The organism is Streptomyces sp. NPDC028907, assembly GCF_055564995.1.
The window spans coordinates 1-17843 of the sequence record NZ_JBVHVE010000021.1; the positions used below are offsets into that span (position 1 = coordinate 1).

The following is a 17843-nucleotide window of genomic DNA, read 5'->3' on the forward strand; positions in this document are numbered from 1 at the left end:
GCGATCTGGCACAACCGCACCATCGGCGCACCCATCACCAGGTCACTGATCGCCTACGACCACTGAGCCACATCGGAACTACTCGTCTAGTGCTGCTCCCCAGAAGTTCGTGGAGGGGGCAGCCCGCCGGTTGGCCGAGGTAGAGGCCGCAGGCGCAGTCCAGGCATTCCTCAGGGCTGCCGGCCGGAAGACCGCTGGGCAGGATGTTGTACTGGTAGCCGTCGCGGCCGGCGAGGTAGAGCGCGAAGCCCGCCCGCGAAGCGCAGACGCCACAGGGGAAGCCGTTCACCGTCCTTCAATTCGCCGTCCACGTGGGCGAATCCAGAGCGGAACCGGACCTGGATGCGCGCCAGCTGGGGCCAGTGCCCGGTGACGTGGCGTTCAGCCGCTGGCGCAGGTGGTGCAGCTCCTGGGGGCGGGCGGACCCCGCTGCCCCAGCTGGGACCCCCGACCCGGCTGCGGCCGCTCCACGTCCATGATCGGCAACAGTTCGGTTGAGCGTCGATCGAGCTAACGATCTTCAGAGACGACGAACCCCCTCCGTACAGAGGGGGTGGACACTGCACCGCAGGTGAAAACGTTCCTGCACCAAAACCTGAAAGTGGGGCGGGTGGGACTCGAACCTATCCAGGTGACGCTTCTCACCTGCGGCTTTACCAAAGCGCCCGATTTATACCCCTGATTCGATCCTGTTGAGCCCTACTCGATCCCGCTCGATCCAGGGTGGTGCAGCGTTCGCTGCACCACTGCCACTGCGGACCAAGCCAACTGGCCAGCTCTGACTTGGGCTACAGCTCGCCTCCGTCTGGACGAACAAGACGGCCCCTACTTCGGCGAGCGTCGAACCGCGCGGCGGACTCCCCTCCACTAATGCGGTGCGAATCACGGTCACTGTCAGTGAAGCACGGTCAGCAGCAGGCCGAGGGTGTCGCAGCCCAGGTGGCGTTTGCGGTCGAGAAGGCGGCTGGCGTGCTGCGCGCTGGGGGCCTGGTGGCCTTCCCGACCGAGACCGTCTACGGTCTGGGCGCCAACGCCGAGGACTCCGCCGCGGTCGCGCGCGTCTTCCAGGTCAAGGGGCGCCCGCCGTCCCACCCCCTGATCGTCCACATCGGCGGCACGGCGCACCTGGACGACTGGGCCGAGAACGTGCCCGCAACCGCGCGCCTGCTGGCCGAACACTTCAGGCCAATCGAGTCAGCCGCTACGGGAGAAGAGCGACGTCAGTCAGCATGGCAGCCGAGGAGCTCCGCGGTGGTACCCGGAGACGTCGTACGCAGCGTGACGACCTTGTCGATACGCGTGGCCTGCCCGGCGAACCGAAAGTCCGCGCGACCCACCTCGGCGTGGTCCGCTGACTGAGAGCGCAGCGTGCAGTAGCCGGTGGCGTCCGCGTCCTTGCGTACCTCCAGATGGACCTTGACCGCGTCGTGCGTGGACTCGAAGGTGATGATCTCGCCGCTGATCTTGTCCTGCGCGACCTGATGGTATGCGAACCAGCTGACCGCGACGAGCAGCACCATGCCCAGCACACTGCCGACGACTTTGAGTGTGCGGTCGGCGCTTTCGTCCGTGGAGCGGCCGAAGCGGCGCTCGGGCAGCCGCGCGCTCGCCGTACTCATGATCGTCCTCTCGCCAGGGGCCACATGGGCGAGACGGATGTCCCAAAAGGGGCATCCGGGGTCCAGGCCCGGTATTTTTCTCCCCCGATTCGGTCACTATAGAAGCCGCCCAATGCGCCGAAGCACATGGGGCGCCGACTTGCCGGCTCTACTGAGGACCGAGTCGCGACTGACCAACTGCGACTGATCGCCGCCCACGCCCACGCCCACGACGAGTCCAGCAACAGCCCGGTGGCGATCTGCTGATCCTCACGGTGGGAGCTGCTCGCAGGCGGGGAACAGCCGTCGCGACATGCCCAGGCGCCGTTCGGTACGCATGCCGATGCCCCGTGCGTGCAGGCGGAGGGCCTCCGGATCGACCTGTGTTGTCTTGGCTCGGACGTGTGCCCATAGAGCACGCGTGTCGGGGTGGCTTTCCCGGGGTGTTGTCCGCCCGTCGCGGCTTTGTCGACGGGTTTGAGCGGTCCGTGAACAGTGGCCGTGGAGCGAGCCGCCTGATGCAAGGATGAGCGTTCTTGCCGCGGTTGACGATCTCAGGACCGTAGGCGCCTGGCGCCGAGTCGTCCCCATGTTCGGTGCCTTCCCGCGTACCCTGGAGGATCTCGACGTACGTCCCGCACGTCTTGTCGAGCGCCATGACTGGCAACTCCATAGGTTCCTGCGGCTGCCCGTCCCGAGTTCCGCACTACACCACGCCCGAAGACTGCCTCATCGCCCGGGCATCCACCCGAGGCTCTGATCGCCAGTCTCGGGCGCGGGAGATGGCCCGCTGGGTCGTGGAGTCTGGATGGTTTCGCCGGATCGGCCGGAACGAGGGAGAGCGTCGGCTGCATGCGTGCGCGTACGGCGAAGGGCCGCGTGGATCGGGCAGCGCGTGAAAGTGGGGCCAGGTGGGGCATGTCCAGCACTTGAACCTCGTAGTCAGCCAGTTGACATCGACGCGCGGCTTCCCGACACGGCTGACGGTTTCTCAAACGAGTCCGCCATGGTGGCCAGAGCTTGGGCATCGCTCGGTTTGGCTGTGCATCGGCCGAATGGCCGAGACGGCGATGAGGTGGGACCTGCCGGTATGAGGCGCGTCTCGCCGGTGAGGCGGATGCCAGCCCCCATGGCAGCCCCATCTCCCAGGCACTTTCTACCGGGAGTCATTCTCGGAGCTGACGCAACGGCATACCCGGGGCTGACGGAACTGGCCCTGGCATCAGACCCAGGTGGTCAGTATTTCGGCTGATCCGCAATGCCTGTACGGACCGGACGATGGAGAAGTCCCCAGCGGGGTGGGGCCTGGACTTCTGCGTCCACGTGCCGTCTCTGGCCGTCTGCGGCCGTCTGTGCTGCCTGCGCCCCGCGCTGCCTCTGCCGTCGATCGGAGTAGTCCCCGTGACCACCGCCTCGCCCGCCGACCCCCGCACCGCCACTCCCACCGTGGCCGCCCGCGCCACCGAGCTCTCCAAGGTCTACGGACAGGGCGATACCCAGGTGGTCGCCCTCGACCGGGTCAGTGTCGGCTTCGGGCAGTCCCAGTTCACCGCGATCATGGGGCCCTCCGGCTCCGGCAAGTCCACGCTGATGCACTGCGTGGCCGGGCTGGACAGCTTCTCCTCCGGCTCGGTCCGCGTCGGCGACATCGAGCTCGGGTTCCTGACGGACCGGCAGCTCACCAAACTCCGCCGAGACAAGGTCGGCTTCATCTTCCAGGCGTTCAACCTGCTGCCGACCCTGACCGCGCTCGAGAACATCACGCTCCCGATGGACATCGCGGGCCGGGCCCCGGACAAGCAGTGGCTGGACACCGTCATCCAGATGGTCGGCCTGTCCGGCCGGCTCAGCCACCGCCCCGCCCAGCTCTCCGGCGGCCAGCAGCAGCGTGTCGCCGTCGCCCGGGCGCTCGCCTCCCAGCCGGACATCGTCTTCGGGGACGAGCCGACGGGAAACCTGGACTCACGTGCGGGTGCCGAGGTTCTCGGGTTCCTGCGTGACTCCGTACGGGAGTTGGGGCAGACCGTCGTCATGGTCACCCATGATCCCGTCGCCGCCTCCTACGCGGACCGGGTCATCTTCCTCGCCGACGGCCGGATCGTCGACGAGATGTACGAACCCACGGCGGACAGGGTCCTCGACCTCATGAAGGCCTTCGACACCAAGTTTCGAACGAGCTGAGCGGAACTGAGCCGTACGAGCCGAGGCGCTCCCGAAGTCGCCACCGCCCCACGACAGTCGCTGACGCAGACCGAGAGTGGCCGACGCAGACCGACTCCGGCCAGCCCCACCCCCGCCCTCACCTCACCTCACCTCACCAGGACCACACCACCATGTTCCGCACAGCCCTGCGCAACGTCCTCGCGCACAAGGCCAGACTGCTGATGACCGTGCTCGCCGTCATGCTCGGCGTCGCGTTCGTCTCCGGCACCCTGGTTTTCACCGACACATACGGCAACGCCTACCGCCACCAGGAGGCCAAGAGCTACGCACACGTGGACGTCGAGGTCGCGGCGAACACCGACTACTCCGGCGAGTTCCCGGGCATCAGTGGGAAGACGTTTGACGAGGTCGCCCGGCTCGACGGGGTCGCCGAAGCCGCCGGGCGGGTCTCCGGGACCGCCTTCGTCGTTGACAAGGACGGCGGGCTCATAGGCAGTGCCTCGTTCAGCGAGGGCGCCAACTTCGCGCCGGGGAAGGACGGCAAGGACGGGCTCTACGAGTTCACCGACGGCAGCGGGCCCACCGAGGCCGGGCAGGTCGCGCTGGACAAGGACTCGGCCGAGAAGGGCGGCTACCAGGTCGGCGACAGCGTGCCCGTCGCCCTCAAGGGCCCGGCGAAGACGTACGAGCTCTCCGGCATCTTCACCACCGAGAACACCTCGGTGGCCGCGGGCGGCAGCCTGGTGCTGTTTGACACGCCGGTCGCTCAGCGGCTCTTCCTCCGGCCGGGCGTCTACCAGTCTGTCACCGTCACCGCTGCCCCCGGCGTTTCGAACGCCGAGCTCGCCGCCGCCGTCGGCAAGGTGCTTCCGGACTACGCGGTGGCCCAGACGGGTCAGCAACTGGCCGGCGGGGTGTCGGGAGATGCGTCGTTCGTCGCTGCGATCCTGCTCGCCTTCGCCGGTGTCGCGCTCTTCGTCAGCGTCTTCCTGATCGCCAACACCTTCACCATGCTGGCCGCCCAGCGCACCAGGGAGCTCGCTCTGCTGCGCGCGGTCGGCGCCTCCCGCAGGCAGGTCACCCGGTCCGTGCTGATCGAGGCGATGGTGGTCGGCGCGGTCGCCTCGGCCGCCGGGCTCGGGCTCGGCGCCGCCATGGCCGCCGTAGCGACTTCCACGATCGATCTCGGCGGCGGGAAGATCCCGGACGGGCCGCTGATCGTCACGTCGACGACCGTCCTGGTCGCGGTCGTCATCGGTGTCCTGGTCACCATGCTGGCCGCCTGGCTGCCGGCCCGTCGCGCCGCGAAGATCCCGCCGGTCGCGGCGATCGGCAGCGCGCACCTGCCGGCCACCACCAGGTCCCTGGTGCTGCGGAACCTCTTCGGCGGCCTCGTCACGCTGCTCGGTGCGGCGGTCGTGGTCGCGGGTGCCGGGACTGGCGGCTCCAAGGGCGCGAAGCTCGTCGGGTTCGGTGCCTTCCTCGCGGTGATCGGTGTCATCGTGCTGATCCCGTTGCTGTCCCGGCCCGCGATCGCCCTCGTACGGCCGCTGCTGCGGCGCGGCTTCGGGGTCTCGGGCACGCTCGCGGGCCAGAACGCCGTACGAAGCCCGCGCCGTACCGGCGCCACCGCCTCCGGGCTGGCCATCGGGCTCACGCTGGTCAGCGCTCTGACCGTGCTCCTTGTCACCCTCGGCCAGGCCGTCGACAAGATGACCACCGACATCGTCAAGGCCGACTACATGGTCACGGACAGCGGCGCGGGCCTGGACGCCTCGGCGGTCGCCGCCCTGCGCAAGGCCCAGGGCGTCACGGCGGTGTCGCAGGAGCAGCAAGGGTGGATGGAGATCGACGGCATCCAGGAGGATGTTTCCGGCGTCACCCCGGCGGAATTCCAAAAGGCCTTCCACCTTCCGGTGGTCTCCGGCTCGCAGGATGCGCTCACGAAGGGGCAGATCGCCGTCGCCGAGGACCTCGCGCGGTCCAACGGCTGGAAGGTGGGGGACACCCTGCCGGTGGAGTACGAAGACTCCAAGAGCGGCAGGCTGACCGTCGGGGCCATCTTCGAGAGCAACATCGTCGTCCTGCCGGTCGTCGTCTCCACGGACGTGACCGAACCGCACACGGACAAGACGTTCATCTCGAAGATTTTCGTCAAGACGGATGGCAGCACGAACGAGAAGACACTCACCGCTGCCTTCGCCGGGAACCCGACGATCAAGATCGGCGACCGGCAGGACATCCGCGACGAGTTCAGCGGGTACCTCAACACCGGACTGAACATCATGTACGGGCTGCTCGCGATCTCCCTGGTCATCGCGGTGCTGGGAGTGGTGAACACCCTCGCGATGTCGGTCTTCGAACGGCAGCGGGAGGTCGGCATGCTGCGAGCCGTCGGGCTCGACCGGCGGGGCGTGACCCGGATGATCCGGCTGGAGGCCGTGGTCATCTCCCTCTTCGGCGCGGTGATCGGGATCGGGCTCGGCGCTTTCCTGGGCTGGGCCGTCGGCGAGACCACGAAGGCGGACATCCCCGGATACGCGCTGGTGCTGCCGTGGGGCCGGTTCGCGCTCTTCCTGCTGCTGGCGGCGCTGATCGGCCTGCTGGCCGCCATGTGGCCGGCCCGCAGCGCGGCCCGGCTGAACATGCTCACGGCCATCAAGACCGAGTAGGGAGAGCAGGCCGCCGTACGGCCGCGAGCAGGTACTCAGCGACCGATGGTGCTCGTGTCCAGCACGTCGGTCTTTGCCGGGGCCGCACGGCGCGGTGGCTCCGGTGCGGTACGGGCTGGCGTGCAGGTCGAACCACTGCGGCTGGGCCTCCTGGGGCGAACAGACCGGCTTGTGCGCCGTGATGCTGGTGGTCCTCGCGTTTGCCGTCTTCGGAGCCTTCCTCGCCCCGATGGTCGGAGCCCTGGCCGTCCTTCGTGGGGCAGCGCCCCGGCGTGGTGGTGCGGCCGAGCGCACCCCTCAGTGGCGACCCCCTCCCTCGGGGAACGGCCCGTCCGAAGTGGCGTGTTCGGGCAGCCGGCACACACACGTCGTCGCCATAGCTCACCTGCCGAGGCTCCGCCATTGCTGCCGGGGTGGGCCTTGCAGTCCATGCCCGACCCGACGCCGAGTCGTGTAGCGAGCTGCGAGAGAGGCGTACGGTGTCGTGGGCGATCTCCCGGTGAGCCGGACGGGAGTCCGAACCGCCGCCGGGGAAATCGCCGGTGTTGAGAGTGCGGTCCCAACAGGAGAAGTCGCTGGACGCGACGTGGACGCGCATGCGGTGGCTGGTGAGGAAGACACGGTTCGGCGGCCACACGTCGAGGGCATGCCCCGTGAACTCCTCCCGTCCGTCACCCGCCGCCTCAAAGCGGACATGTCCCGGCGCCGTCGCTGGCGCGCAGGGATGCCCGCCTGCGGCTGAACGGCCTCACGGCTCGGGAGCGGCGCGAGGTCTGTTGAACTCGGCGATCGCCACGCGACTGGACTCAATTGGTGCTCTCCGCCTACGAGTCGGGACTCGTGGTATCGGGAGCGGATGACTGAATCCGCGACCGGCTCGTGCTGCGGCGCCGTCTACCCGCGTGTGACACAAGAGTGAATACCTGGGTGTGAGGTGAGCGCCTGGACGGTGGCTCCGCCGGATCGGGTGTTCAAACCGCCTCGAGGGATGCTTCGCGAGCTGTCACCTCACGGAGACCGCCGTGGGCCTCATACCGGAACGCGAAGCCCTTGACTCACCGCGTCGTGGGACACGACCAGCGGCAGCAGAAGCTGCCGGAATCCCTGTGTCGGGGCCGCAGCACGAGCGACCGCTGCCGGAGCGACGTTCCGTTTCCCTGAGCCTGCGGAGAACCATGATGTCCCGCTGTTTCCATCCCCCGGTGAACCGTTCACAGTTGGCCGGGATGTCGATTTCCGTATTCAGTCACTATAGGGCCAGACCACGACTTCTTTACGACATTCCTGCTCGAGTGATGAACGATGCGGATGATTTACGCGATGACGACGACGTCATCCTCCTGCACGGATCAGGAATGGCCCTGGAATTGCTGCGTATTTCCGCTGCCCGGGAGGGCTGTTTGCCGCCGGTTGTCGTTCTCGCGCCGCAGTTGGACTGGAGTGATGTCTCGCTGGCCCTGGGAAGCCAGGCCCGGGGATATCTGTTGGAGAACCGCTACGGAGTAATGCTCCCGCACGCCCTGCTGTGTGCCGTGCACGGTGGATGTGTCCTTGACCCGGTCATCGCCGCCCGGCAGATCCAGGCGGCCGCCGAGGTCAGGGCACGGGCGCGCAGACGCTACGCGCTCACGCGGGCGGAGCGGCGGCTGATGGAGCTGATCTCCGCAGGGCTGTCGGTCCCGGAGGTGGCCGAGGAACTGAGCGTGACCCGGCCGACGGTCCGCAACCAGTTGAGCAGGGTCTACCGGAAGCTGGGCGTCCACACCAGGTCGGAGGCGATCCTGCGCTGGCTCAGCCATCGGGAGACGATCACGTTCGCAGGCGGTGGTCCGAACCGTGTCGGACCCAGCGCAGAATGGCCTGGGATCGGGAGTTGACTCCGAGTTTCTCGTAGATGCGGCTCAGGTAGTTCCGCACCGTCTTCTCGTTCAGGGACATGTGCCGGGCGACCTCGCGGACGGTGAACCCGCACGACAGCAGGTTCATGGTCTGCTGTTCGCGGGGCGACAGAAGGGCGCGGCATTCCGGGGAGGAAATGACATTCCTGCGCGGTGCCGCCACCCTGACCTGTTCGGCCGCGATCAGCGGATCGAGAACGCTCGCCCCGTGAGGGGCGCACAGGATCGCCTCGGCGAGGAGGAATCCGTAGCGGTTCTCCAACACGTAGCTGACCGCGCCGTGATCAAGGGCGGATGACACATCGCTCCAGTCGAGCCGAGGTGCCAGGAAGACTGCGGGCGGCAGTTGGGCCGGCCGTTCCAGGCGGAAGCGGATCAGTTCCTGAGCCATCCGCTCGCCGTGGAACAGGACGACGTCGTCGCGGGGGCCGATGTCGCGTGGTTCGCGTACCGGACGGATACGTACGTCCCCGACCGCGTCGGCAATCAGGCCGTTGCGGCAGACCAGGGCGACTGTGAGCTTCTCCATTGGGCGAACGACTCCGTTTCCGACGGTTTCTGACTGGAGGTCATGCGCTGCGTGCGCTGGGCCGCGGCTGCCGGCGGCCAGGAGGCGAGCAGGAGCAGGCCGTCATGGCTCGCGGTGCAGGGTTCCGCGGTCCCAGTGATGAGGCGCTGGTGGGGTCGGTGCTGGCGGTGAGCGTGTCCCAATCGAGGGTGAGCTCGCCGACGACGGGGGTGCTGGAGGGGTCCTGGTGCCGACGGTTCCGGTGGCGACCTGGCGGCCGCCCCACCAAGTGCGGAAGTCGTCGTCCCTAACCGACAGTTCCTCGACCAGTGAGGCCAGGATGTGTCCTGCGGGTACTTGGCGGCCTCCATCCGCGGCATGGCCACCGTGCTTCGGGCGACGCTGCGCCAGTTGCCGGCGTAGAGGGTGCGCATGGCGGGGTCAGTCGGGGACCGCCTCCCGGCGCAGGCCCGGGACACGGCGCGGGCCTGTGCCGGGCAGGCCGACGGTCAGCGGGCTGAGCTCACCGCGGTGGGCCTTGAGGAACTCGCCCAGCTCCTTGAGGGGCGCATTGTTGATCATGGGGCCAGTGTGCCTCGCGGCCCCGCCCGGCTGGGAGGGTTTTCCCGCGGTGGCGGGTAACCAGGAGCTTTTCTGCCCTTTGCGCATTTCTTGGACGCGTGTGACGGCGGAGAACGAGTGGGTCGGTACGGACAGCCTGCGGCAGACGGCCGGACTGCGACCTGCCCGCACAGTCCGCAATACCGCAGGAGCCGCACCATGTCAGAGCAGCGATCCGCAGTGTACCCATAACGTCCGGGAGCGCGGCCACCGGTCGTGGCCACCGGCCGCCACTCCCGAGAAGGTCCTCAGACGTTGAGGCGGAACGAAGTCTGTCCGATAGCCACGTGGAGGCCCCTCAACCTGCGAAGTCGTGGATTCCGCACGCTCACACCACGTCGTGGGACGCGACTGCCCGTGGCATCACCGGCCCGGTGTGCGCCGCCCCTTCGCCTTTCTCTCCCGTCGGACCACGGCATCGCGACCACCAGGAGGAAGACTCCGCGCATGGCGGTGACTGGTCAGGGACACGATGACGTTTGCCTCTACTGGCGCCGGCTTCACATCGGAATGCTGTGAGCACGCTGCGGCGAGTCCCCCAACGGGCCTCGGCATCAAGCAATCCCCCACACCAGAAAGGGCTGACTGTGTCAGCTGCAACGCAACCCCGAAGCCGCGCTCTGAAGCGCTCTCTCTCCCTGCTGCTCGCCACCGGCGCGGGGCTCGGCATGGTCGTGGCATCCGGCGGCACCGCTTCCGCCGCCCTGGTCCAGCCCGACGGGGCCGGGGTTCCCCTCCACGTCCAGGGTGGGCACATCGGCCTGCCCACGGGTACCAACAGTGTCAGGGTCACCGTTCCAGGGGCTTCGAACTGCATGGTCGTCAACAACACCAACAACCTCAACTCGGGGTTGACGGTCCGGGAGGGCGACGCCATCACCGTCGAAGCGTTCACAGACCGGGCGTGCCAGGGGTCCCGGATCGGGCCCGGCGTCGCCTACCGCCTCACCTACGGCGGGCCCAGCCCGAAGAACAGGTTCTCCGCCGTAATCGTTCGGGCGCAGAACCCCAAGGTCGTCTTCTGCGCCACCGGCGGCTGGTCCGACAACTTCAGCGGGTGCCGGGAAGACTGATCCCCGCCCTCTCCCAGAACCCTTTGGTTCTGAGGTCCCTCTCAGTAAACCAGAACACCCTGAATGAGGAATCACGATGAGCATCCCTAATCGTGCACGCCGCCTCGCCACGGTCACGCTCGTGGCCGGAGCCTCGGCGGTGGCACTGGCGGCCTCGCCCGCCTCCGCCGCGACCATCACCCAGATCAACGTCAGCACCTCGGCCATACCGAGGGGCGCGAACTGCGTGTACATCACGGACGAGCCCGCCTCTGGTTCCGGACGCATCGGAGGCCCGTACTCCTTCACCGCAGGCGGCAGCTTCCAGAACAACAGCTTCCACGTCAACAGCGGCGACACCGTCCGCTTCGAATGGCACAGCAACAACTGCGGACCGTCCTCCTTCCTGGTGACGAATTCGTACATCGCGCCCAACACGACCACCTGGAACATCACGTGATGGGCGTTCTCGGGGCCTGCTGACAACGCCCCTTGCACCGGAGGCCGGCCGACGAGTCGGCCGGCCTCCCTGTCAACTGCTGTACGGCTGGTCCTCACAGCGCGCGATCAGGGCCGGATCCCCACTCGTCAGATGCGTCGGTCAAGTCCGCCGAGCATCAGCACAATCGGTGTCGCCCGCTGATCATTCCCGGCCGCGACGACAGGGTGGCGGACATATCGGCTACCACCCTGTGGTCTCGTCACCGGGACAGGTACAGGCTCCTCCCCTTCACCGGTGGAGCATCCCTGAACGTTCGGAAAGCATGTCCGCGCCGGTGCTGTGACCCGGGCGCGGCACCGTCTCCCACACCGCTCCGTGGCCGGAGACCCCGTGTGATCGAGCAGGTCCGGTCCGTGCTTGACGCGTACCACAAACACCTCCCAAATGACCGCCCGGCAAGTCTTCTACCGGTGGCTGGTGGGAGCCGGCACCCTGCCGTCCGTGTGACTGCGGTGTACGGCGTATGTGCGAGGTGTGATCGGGAGCGAACCTCATTCCCAAGTGCCCCCTGACGGGGCGCCATACCACTCTGTGTGTGGCACTCCCTTGCGCTGAGGAGAAGTTGGATCGCGAGTACGGGTCCACCGAGGTGGTGATTCATTCGAAGACTGGAGACTCCCATGCGTCTTTTCAACGCCCGCGCCCACAGAGCGGCGGCTCGGCGGAGTGCCTCCGCCGCAGTCGCGGCCGGCGCGGCACTCGGGCTCGTCAACGTGTCCGTCGGCACGGCTCACGCCGCGACGCCGACGGATCGTGAGCGCCCGGTCGTGCAGATCATCGGCGGCGTCCAGAAGCCCAACGGCTCGTACCCGTTCATGGCGGCGCTGCTGGACAAGGGCAAGGGCAACCCGCGCGACCGGCACTTCTGCGGCGGCAGCCTGATCAATCCGGGGGTCGTGATGACGGCCGCGCACTGCGTCGATGACGTGACGTCCAAGCAAATGGAGGTCATCGTGGGTCGGACCTTGCTGTCGGACAAGAAGCAGGGCCATCTGCGCAACGTCCGTAAGATCACCATCCACCCCCGCTACGACGGGGACTACGATTTCGCGCTCCTGGAACTGGACAAACCCGTAGACGGCATCGCCCCGGTCAACCTGCCGACCAAGGGCACGGACGCGCTCATCCGTCCGGGCGCGAAGGCCACGGTCGCCGGCTGGGGCGACATCGACAACGAAGTGCCGGTCCATCCGGATCGCCTGCGCGCGGTGGACGTCCCGATCGTGTCGCACATCGAGTGCAAGGCGTCTTACCCGGGCTACAACAAGAAGATTCACATGTGCGCGGGAGTGGAAGGGAAGGACGCCTGCGGGGGTGACAGCGGCGGGCCGCTCTTCCGCAAGCTACCGGGCCGCAAAGGTGTGTACCAGATAGGCATCGTGGCGTACGGCGATGGCTGCGCGGGGCAGGGCGCTCCGGGCGTGTACACCTACACCGGCTCTGCCGAACTGTGGAACACGCTGAAAGAGTCCGCCGAGGGCAAGCGGATAAAGCGCATGCTGCGCCGCTGATCCGGGTGCCCGCGCGGAACACCCTGTTCCGCGCGGGCCCTGGGAGCTGCGGTCCCTACTCATGTACCCCCCGAACCGTCGGGTGGCACGGGAGGGTGCAGTGGATACCGCGTCGGCATAGGGGGGCGGGACCAGCCGTTGCTGTCCGGCCCCTCACCGATCGGTGCGACAGACCTCATCGATGCCCCGGACGGGTTGACCGACCGACCCTGGTCTGATGACCCGACAGGGGTGGTCGCAAGCCGCCGCCGGACTGGTTTGGGCATGACCTGGATGAGGACCGGCAGTCCGTCAAAGCCTCAACTTGCTCGCGTCACGTGGGAGGAGGGCCACGACCTCCCAGCCGTGGTCCTGGCGTGGGCCGGTGCGCAGTGTGCCGCCGAGGGCGGTGACGCGTTCGGTGAGGCCGACGATGCCGAAGCCTCCGCCGCGGGCGGTGTACGGCATGGTGGTGCCTCCGCGGCCGTTGTCGCGCACCGTCACGTGCAAGGTGTCGTCGGTGTGGGCGACGGAGATAGTGACCTCGGTGGCGTCGGCGGCGTGGCGGCGTACGTTCGTGAGGGCTTCCTGGACGACGCGGTAGGCGGCAGCCTGCACTTCGTGGGGCAGGCTCCGGGGCACTGAGGGGGCGAGGTGCAGTTCGGCCTTCGGACCGCTAGGACCGCCGAATCGGTCGACCAGTTCCGCGAGGGCGCTCAGGTCGCCCACCGGGCGGCTCTCGCCCGGTGCGAGCCGGGCCGTTCCCTCCGGTCCCCCGCGCAGGATGCCGACGGTCAACCGCATGGAGTCGAGGGCTTCGGCCGCGGCGTGCTCGATTCCCGCCAGGATTGGGTCCAGGCGGTCGGGTTCGCCGGTGGCCATCATGCGGGCCATCTGTGTCTGGACCAGGATGCCGGTGACGTGGTGGGCGACGAAGTCGTGCAGGTCGGCTGCCATGGCGAGGCGTTCCGAGCGGCGGGTCTCGGCGACCGCGGCGCCGCGCCTGTCGTCCAGGGTGCGCAGGTAGCCGCCGATGCCGGCGACGATGCCGGTCAGTATCACGAGTGCCAGTGTCAACCCGAGCATCAGGAGGTCGTCCTGGGCGTCGGTTGCGTCGAAGCGCAGCGGCGCCGCGATGGCTGCCCCGCCGGTGAGTACGGCGCACAGTCCCGCCCACCGTGGTGGGCAGGTACGGACGGCGATCAGCAACAGGCAGAGCAGGACCGCTACTTCACCCGGGCCGAACGTGCGCATGCGCTCGGTCGTCGTGGCGACGGCGGTGAGTGCCAGGGAGGCACCCGCTGGTACGGCGGCGCGCAGTTGGGGGGTGAGCCACGCGGGCCGGTGGGCGGAGGGCCAGAGGACGGCCGCGAGGCCGAGCGACAGGAGCGGGAACACCGACCAGAGGGTGTTGCCGTTACCGACGGCGATGAGCAGGTCCGTGACGGCCAGCAGGACCAGCGTGGTGATACCCACCGCAAGGAGGCAGCTCTGTCGGCGGGTCCGCGTCGTGGTGAGGTCGTCTGTCGCAGGCAGGAGGTTCACATCGGTCACTGTAGGGAGGAACGGCCAGCTGAGCCTCGGCCGATCGGCCGAGGATGCAGCGAGCGGCCCGGCCTGTGGCCGTTCGGCTGAGCCGCCCCGACCTGGTCGCACTTGAGGGCGAGGTCGACCACGGCCAGGGCCTGGCCGAAGTACGCGAGTGGTGACGATGGGATCGTCACCGAGCACGGGAGTGTGCGCGAGGGGCCCGACGAAGTCCCTGCCATGTGCGGCAGCCGCGACCCGTCGAGCGTGCGTTTCTGCCATTCCGCGCCAGCGGTACCGCGTATCTGTGTCCGATGGTGGTGGCGCGTCACTGGCATGACCGGCGGCCTCGGGACCCGGACGCTCTGGTTCTACGGGCGTGGTCTCAGTGGACCTGGCTGCGCCGCGCTGCAGCTGTCAACGGCTGTGAGACTCGGGGTGGGCCGGTCTGGGATCGGCTGCCAGGGTGGTGTCGGTCGTCCCGCCGTGTGGTGACTCTTGTCAACGGTGGCCTCAGAAGGTGCCCTCAAGTGGACTTGTCCGACGTGGTGGGAGCCGGCGCCGCCCTGGCCCACCTCGGTGTCCTGATCAGGAGGTTGCCCGCCGTTCACGGCGTGGCCCGTCACAGTCCTGGCCCGGAGTGACTCTTGCCCAGACCGACGCCGGCCGTCAGCGGCCGAACCGTTGGTCCCTGGGGTGAAAGGCACCCGACCACGGTGACGATCGTCGCGCACAGCCATCCGTACGTCATCGGCGTAGACACCCACGCCCGCAACCATGTCTTGGCCGTCCTGGCCGCGCCGACCGGCGAACTGCTCGATACAGCCGAGTTCCCCACGAGCAAATCCGGCATGCCCCGGGCAGTTGCCTGGGCCGCTCGCCGCACCGGCGGCAACCTCGCCGCACTGTGGGTCATGGAATGCATCGGGACCTTCGGCGCCCAGTTCGCCCGCACCGTCGCCGAGGCCGGCTACCAGGTCATCGAAGCGCCTCGGACGGGGGCTCATACAGGAGACGCGCCAGCAGTCATGGCCCGTGCGTGTGTCCATCGGTCTTTCGGCTGAGGGCCCCCGGCGATCGCCTTCGTTTCTGACCGTTCGGCCGAGGCGGGGCGGTCGGGTGGGGAAGCAGAGTTTCTGTCATGCGTACCGCGCCCAAGGCCGCCCTCGTCGCGGCCGGACTGATCGTCAGCCTGTGCCTTCCCACCGCCCAGGCGACAACGGCCGAACCCGACCGCTCCCCGGCCTCCGCCCTCGACCGTTACTACGAACAGCGCCTCGCCTGGCACCGTTGCGGTGCCGACGGGGATTACCCCGCCGATCTCCGGTGCGCGACCGTCAAGGTGCCCCTGGACTACACGCGGCCCGCCGGACCCACGCTGCGCATGGAGATCTCCCGGCTGCGCACGAGCGTGCCCGGCAAACGGCGTGGTGTGCTGCTGTCCAACCCGGGAGGGCCGGGGGGTGAGAGTCTGGAGAATCCCGTGTCGTTGAAACAGGTCGTGCCCAAGAGCGTCCGGGACCGGTACGACCTCGTGGGCTTCGATCCGCGCGGTATGGGCGCCAGCAGTCCCCTGAAATGCGGTCTCACCAAGAACGAGCTGACCTGGCCGCGCGTGTACCGGCCGGCGTCCTTCCGCAAGAACACCGCTCTCGCCCGCGACTTCGCGGCGAAGTGCGTCGCCCGGGACCGCGCCCGGCTGCCGCATCTGACCACCCGTAACACCGCACGGGACATGGACGTCATCCGCGCCGTCCTGGGTGAGAAGCGGATCTCGTACTTCGGCCTGTCCTACGGCACCTACCTCGGCGCCGTCTACACCCAGCTCTTCCCGGCCCGCAGCGACCGAATAGTCCTCGACAGCTCTGTGGACCCGAACCGCTTCGGCCGGGGCACGTACCAGGCTTTGGCCGAGAGCGTCGAGCCCGCGTTCCGGGACTGGACCCGTCTGGTCGCCCGTCGGGACCGTACGTACCACCTCGGTGACACTCCCGCGGAGGTCCGCACCGCGTTCTTCCGGCTGGTCACTCGCGCGGACCGCACGCCGCTCAAGTACAACGGCAGCGACGTCGATTACGCAGACCGGGCCGTCACCGGTGCCGACATCCGCGAGTCACTGCGGCTGATGTTCTTCGACAAGCCCTACCAGGCCGCACGCGACGTCGTCAGTCTCCGCAAGGCCCGGACCACCCGCCCGGATCCGCAGCCGGCCGACGGCCCTGCGGACTCCGTCGAGGCCAACTTCGTGGCGCAACACTGGGCGATCATGTGCGCCGACAACTCCGCCTCCTGGCCGCGTGACCCGGCCCGCTACCGGCACGACGCCCTCCGCGACGGTGCCCGCCTCCCCCTCTACGGGGACTTCACCTCCAACATCACTCCCTGCGCCTTCTGGCCGCGCGGCGCCGAACCGGCCACGCGCGTCAACAACACGGTGGGCGCGCTCGTCCTGCAGAACCAGTGGGATTCCCAGACACCGGCGGCGAGCGGCCGGGCCATGCACCGCGCCCTGCGCGGCTCACGCCTCGTCATGGTCCAGGGCGGACGGGATCACGGCGTGTACGGCATCCCCGGCACCCCCGCCTGCGCCACCAAGGCGGTCAACACCTACCTGGTCACGGGCCGCCTGCCCAGCAAGGACATTACCTGCCGTGCCTAGCGCGGTGTCGAACGGCGCGGCCCGGTGGTGTTCCCCCATGTGCCGCTGAGGCTGTGACGCGGGCCGGAGTCACCTCCGGCCCGCGTGGATCCGTCGAACCGTGGTTGGCGCAGGGAGGGAGCACGGTCCGGCTGCGGCCGGGAAGGGGCCGGCGGATGACGCGCCCAACCGCGCAGCGGGTGTTCGCTGATCCGGTCGCATCGGAGCAGTCTCCGGCCACGATCTCTCCCCCGCCCGGGATGTGACCTTCCCCTCGTAGCGTAGAGACCCCGACTGCAGGGGAAGTTGAGCTTGCCCTCGCCGGTCTCGATCTCCGTCATGTCACCCCACCACAAGACGTTGGGAGCGATGGCGTCGAACTTGCGTCGCACCAGGTCAGGAGCGGTCTTCCGCTTGCCGGGGCGGGTGAGCGAGCGGCGCCGGCGAGGCGGCTTGCGGCCCTGCAGACCGAGTTCGGCCATGATCTCGGCGACGGTGTTCTGCGACACCTGCCAGCCCTCCTCCCACAAATCCAGCGTGATCCTCGGCGAGCCGTACGTCCGGCCGGAGCAGTCGAAGAAGTAGCGGATCCGCTCGGCCAGCACGGCTCGCCTGGTCTCGCGTTTTGTCGGCTCGGACGGCCTGCGGCGCCACTTGTAGAACCACGCCTCCGACACGCCCAGGGCTCGACAGGAGGTGCGGTGCGAAATGCTGTGCACGGTCTTCTGGTCTCTGATCACCCCGACGAGCAACGCCGGGTTCGCCACAGCTACTTCACCCACAAGACCATGCAGCGTTTGAGCACATCACGCTCCATGGCCAGCTCCTTGTTGTCCTTCTTCAGCTGGGCGTTCTCCCGCCGCAGCCGCGTGCGAGCTCCTCGCTCTCACCCGTCGCCGTGGCCCCGCCGGCCCTGCGAGCCCGCGACACCCAACTCGCCAGCGTGGTCTCGTTGATCCCGAGATCCTGCGCGACCTGCACGATCGGCTTGCCGGTCTCGGCGACGATCCGCACAGCCCCCTCACGGAACTCCGCAGCGAACTTCCGCCTCTTGCCTGCCACGACCCTCAACTTCCCCTGCAGTCGGGGCCTCTACGCTACGAGGGGAAGGTCACTCCCAACTTCCCCTGCAGTCACGGTCTTCACGCTACGAAGGGAGGGACACAGTGGCCGA

The 17843-nt window shown here is 68.3% G+C and carries 15 protein-coding genes and 1 pseudogene; 9 read left to right on the forward strand and 7 right to left on the reverse strand.

Translation table 11 applies throughout. The features are described from left to right. Positions 1-969 precede the first annotated feature (969 nt). Positions 970-1188, forward strand: a pseudogene (locus tag ACZ4UU_RS40570) (L-threonylcarbamoyladenylate synthase); the annotation flags it as partial. A 32-nt stretch (positions 1189-1220) separates the two neighbouring features. On the opposite strand, the gene ACZ4UU_RS40575 reads toward ACZ4UU_RS40570, so the two are convergent. Continuing rightward, the gene (locus tag ACZ4UU_RS40575; RefSeq protein WP_471908456.1) at positions 1221-1619 is read right to left on the reverse strand and encodes a DUF4307 domain-containing protein; all 399 of its coding nucleotides are present in this window, start codon (positions 1617-1619) and stop codon (positions 1221-1223) included. A 1380-nt stretch (positions 1620-2999) separates the two neighbouring features. Here ACZ4UU_RS40575 and ACZ4UU_RS40580 point away from each other — a divergent pair. The 3 genes from ACZ4UU_RS40580 to ACZ4UU_RS40590 all read left to right on the forward strand — a co-directional run bounded on the left by ACZ4UU_RS40580 (position 3000) and on the right by ACZ4UU_RS40590 (position 8310). Next, positions 3000-3779 carry an ABC transporter ATP-binding protein gene (locus ACZ4UU_RS40580; protein ID WP_471908561.1) on the forward strand — a complete coding sequence of 260 codons (780 nt, stop codon included), beginning with the start codon at positions 3000-3002 and terminating at the stop codon, positions 3777-3779. Positions 3780-3931: 152 nt separating this feature from the next. Then, positions 3932-6433: an ABC transporter permease gene (locus ACZ4UU_RS40585; protein ID WP_471908457.1), complete on the forward strand. Its 2502-nt coding sequence runs from the start codon at positions 3932-3934 to the stop codon at positions 6431-6433. 1202 nt (positions 6434-7635) lie between these two features. Continuing rightward, positions 7636-8310: a LuxR C-terminal-related transcriptional regulator gene (locus ACZ4UU_RS40590; RefSeq protein WP_471908458.1), complete on the forward strand. Its 675-nt coding sequence runs from the start codon at positions 7636-7638 to the stop codon at positions 8308-8310. On the opposite strand, the gene ACZ4UU_RS40595 is transcribed toward ACZ4UU_RS40590, so the two are convergent. The 3 genes from ACZ4UU_RS40595 to ACZ4UU_RS40605 are packed head-to-tail and all read right to left on the reverse strand — an operon-like array spanning position 8243 to position 9421. Continuing rightward, on the reverse strand, positions 8243-8860 hold the full coding sequence (locus ACZ4UU_RS40595; protein WP_471908459.1) for a helix-turn-helix transcriptional regulator: 618 nt from the start codon (positions 8858-8860) through the stop codon (positions 8243-8245). The two genes, ACZ4UU_RS40590 and ACZ4UU_RS40595, sit on opposite strands and share 68 nt — an antisense overlap. Next, entirely contained in the window at positions 8818-9273 is a 456-nt protein-coding gene (locus tag ACZ4UU_RS40600) for a hypothetical protein (RefSeq protein ID WP_471908460.1), read from the reverse strand. Before ACZ4UU_RS40600 ends, ACZ4UU_RS40595 begins: the two co-directional genes overlap by 43 nt. Positions 9274-9280: 7 nt before the next feature. Further along, a complete protein-coding gene (locus ACZ4UU_RS40605; protein ID WP_471908461.1) occupies positions 9281-9421 on the reverse strand; it encodes a hypothetical protein in 141 nt (46 codons plus the stop codon). Positions 9422-10047: 626 nt separating this feature from the next. Between ACZ4UU_RS40605 and ACZ4UU_RS40610 the strand changes: the two genes are divergently transcribed. From ACZ4UU_RS40610 to ACZ4UU_RS40620, 3 genes are all read left to right on the forward strand, one after another. Further along, positions 10048-10533 (forward strand): hypothetical protein, encoded by a 486-nt coding sequence (locus ACZ4UU_RS40610; RefSeq protein WP_471908462.1) that lies wholly within the window; start codon positions 10048-10050, stop codon positions 10531-10533. Positions 10534-10609: 76 nt separating this feature from the next. Then, positions 10610-10972: a hypothetical protein gene (locus tag ACZ4UU_RS40615; protein ID WP_471908463.1), complete on the forward strand. Its 363-nt coding sequence runs from the start codon at positions 10610-10612 to the stop codon at positions 10970-10972. Positions 10973-11634: 662 nt separating this feature from the next. Beyond that, positions 11635-12525, forward strand: coding sequence for a serine protease (locus ACZ4UU_RS40620; RefSeq protein WP_471908464.1), 891 nt, complete (start codon positions 11635-11637; stop codon positions 12523-12525). Between the two features lie 291 nt (positions 12526-12816). Here ACZ4UU_RS40620 and ACZ4UU_RS40625 read toward each other — a convergent pair whose 3' ends face one another. Next, the gene (locus tag ACZ4UU_RS40625; RefSeq protein WP_471908465.1) at positions 12817-14058 is read right to left on the reverse strand and encodes a sensor histidine kinase; all 1242 of its coding nucleotides are present in this window, start codon (positions 14056-14058) and stop codon (positions 12817-12819) included. Positions 14059-14747: 689 nt separating this feature from the next. Between ACZ4UU_RS40625 and ACZ4UU_RS40630 the strand changes: the two genes are divergently transcribed. Then, positions 14748-15095, forward strand: a complete 348-nt coding sequence (locus ACZ4UU_RS40630; RefSeq protein ID WP_471908466.1) for a hypothetical protein — start codon at positions 14748-14750, stop codon at positions 15093-15095. Positions 15096-15172: 77 nt separating this feature from the next. Beyond that, positions 15173-16690 (forward strand): alpha/beta hydrolase, encoded by a 1518-nt coding sequence (locus tag ACZ4UU_RS40635; RefSeq protein ID WP_471908467.1) that lies wholly within the window; start codon positions 15173-15175, stop codon positions 16688-16690. Here ACZ4UU_RS40635 and ACZ4UU_RS40640 read toward each other — a convergent pair. After that, positions 16687-17451: an IS3 family transposase gene (locus ACZ4UU_RS40640; protein WP_471908468.1), complete on the reverse strand. Its 765-nt coding sequence runs from the start codon at positions 17449-17451 to the stop codon at positions 16687-16689. The two genes, ACZ4UU_RS40635 and ACZ4UU_RS40640, sit on opposite strands and share 4 nt — an antisense overlap. A 58-nt stretch (positions 17452-17509) precedes the next feature. After that, positions 17510-17731, reverse strand: coding sequence for a transposase (locus ACZ4UU_RS40645; protein WP_471908469.1), 222 nt, complete (start codon positions 17729-17731; stop codon positions 17510-17512). Positions 17732-17843 lie beyond the last annotated feature (112 nt).